General features: G+C 51.9%; 1 protein-coding gene. It reads left to right on the forward strand.

The annotated features are described in order from the left end of the window. Positions 1-532: YhfT family protein (locus ACLO87_RS17005; protein WP_430224372.1), on the forward strand; the 532-nt coding region annotated here is incomplete at both ends.

Consider the following 532-nt stretch of genomic DNA (forward strand, 5'->3'; position numbering starts at 1 on the left):
GCTTTTGCACTGTTCCCGTGGGTGGCGATTTTCTACCAGTTTGGCTGGAAGCAAAGTCTGATCGCCGCCGTGGTGGTACTGATGACTCGTGTGGTGGTAGTGCGCTATTTCCCACATCTTAACCCTGAATCCATCGAAATCTTTATTGGCATGGTGATGCTGCTGGGGATCGCAATAACTCATGACCTGCGCCATCGTGATGAAAATGAGATCGATGCCAGCGGTATGTCGGTGTTTGAAGAGCGTACATCACGGATTATCAAAAACTTACCGTATATCGCCATCGTGGGTGCATTGATTGCTGCCGTTGCCAGCATGAAGATTTTCGCCGGTAGTGAAGTGTCGATCTTCACACTGGAGAAAGCGTACTCCGCAGGCGTAACGCCGGAACAATCGCAAACACTAATCAACCAGGCGGCACTGGCAGAATTTATGCGCGGGCTGGGTTTTGTGCCGTTGATTGCCACCACCGCGTTAGCCACCGGTGTGTATGCAGTTGCGGGCTTTACCTGTGTGTATGCGGTGGGCTATC

This window comes from Paenalcaligenes sp. Me52, assembly GCF_050487965.1.
Lineage (GTDB): Bacteria > Pseudomonadota > Gammaproteobacteria > Burkholderiales > Burkholderiaceae_B > Paenalcaligenes.